This window comes from Yersinia pekkanenii, assembly GCF_001152565.1.
Lineage (GTDB): Bacteria > Pseudomonadota > Gammaproteobacteria > Enterobacterales > Enterobacteriaceae > Yersinia > Yersinia pekkanenii.
In genome coordinates, this window is sequence record NZ_CQAZ01000168.1 from 1 (window position 1) to 1,343 (window position 1,343).

The window sequence follows — 1,343 nt, forward strand, 5'->3', positions numbered from 1 at the left end:
CCAGCCATTTTTAATGAAGCTTTTCACCATATTGGCGGCAAAGGCAAACGAGGCGGTGGTCCACAGATAACGGTCATGGTCTGGCCCTTTCACCTGCTCTACGTAGTTAAAGCTGCGTACCGGCACCGTGTCCGGGCCGTAAGGCAAGCGCCCCAGCACCCGCGGCATGGTCAGGCCGATATAGCGGGAATCATCTGAGTCGCGGAAGGCTTTCCACTTGATGTATTCGGCACGGTCAAAGTAGTTACCGATATCTTTGATGGCTGCCACTTCTTCCATGTTCTCTTTACCAAAGAACTCTGGACCCACTGAGCCAATAAACGGCATATGGGCTGCCGCGGCGACCTTGGAGATATTGCGCAATAACGCGATATCTTGCGGGCTGCGGTCAAACTCGTAGTTGGAGATAGCGGCGGCAATCGGCTCGCCACCGGGGGTGTCGTATTCCTGAATGTAAGTCTGGGTGTAGAGACCGCTTTGCACGATTTCAGGGGCGTCTTCAAAATCCTGCACCAGATGATCTTTACTGATATCCAGCAGTTCGATACGCACGTTTTGACGGAAATCGGTTTGATCGATAAGGGATTTCACGCCACGCCAGGTCGACTCCACCCGTTGGAAATCAGGGTGATGCATCACCGCATCCAACTGGCGACTGATTTGATCATCCAGCGCCGCAATGTGGCCATCCAGCAAGGTTTTATCCAGCTTTTCCACTTTTTTCGACGACTGCTTCAGCAGGTCTAAAAAGACACTGACGGCGGCAGTGACACGCTCATCAGTCGTGGCATCAGCCATGGTATCGTTGTTCTGGAAAGCATCCAGGCCCGTCAATGAGGAGACCGTGCTCAGGTTGATTTTTTCAAATAAAGAGGCATAAACCCCCTGGGCTACGGGACGGTTTTTCTCTAATACGGTCGTCGCAGTACCTTGCGCACTGTTTTCCTGTACAGACATCAGCATGTTCCTTTTCTTCTTTCTACAAGCAGCCAATCCGGCGATTAACAGTCTTTGGGGGCCAATGCCGCCAGTTCAGCACGCAGCTCATCGCTCAATGCTTCGTCTTTGAGGATGTTTTCCAGCTCACGGCGGAAGGTGGCGTTGTCCAGCAAATTGGACTTGAGATCACGCAGCAGATTGCGCATTGCCAGCAAGGCACGCAGTTGTGGGATTTGACGGGCGACGTTTTCCGGTTCGAAATCTTTCATGTCACGGAAAGTCAGGGCAACGGCGGTATCAGTGTTATCGCCTGCCAGGGTGTCAGGTACCGCGAGTTTCAGGCTCGGTTGGAATTCAGCCAAAACACTGTTGAAATTGTTTTTATTGATGTTAAGCTTTTCACG

At 51.9% G+C, this 1,343-nt stretch carries 2 protein-coding genes; both read right to left on the reverse strand.

Annotated features, from left to right (window positions below):
- Positions 1-963: type VI secretion system contractile sheath large subunit (tssC, locus tag AEP37_RS23710; protein ID WP_049615636.1), on the reverse strand; the 963-nt coding region annotated here is incomplete at its 3' end.
- A gap of 38 nt (positions 964-1,001) precedes the next feature.
- The coding region (tssB, locus tag AEP37_RS23715) for a type VI secretion system contractile sheath small subunit (RefSeq protein ID WP_049615635.1) at positions 1,002-1,343 on the reverse strand (342 nt) is incomplete at its 5' end.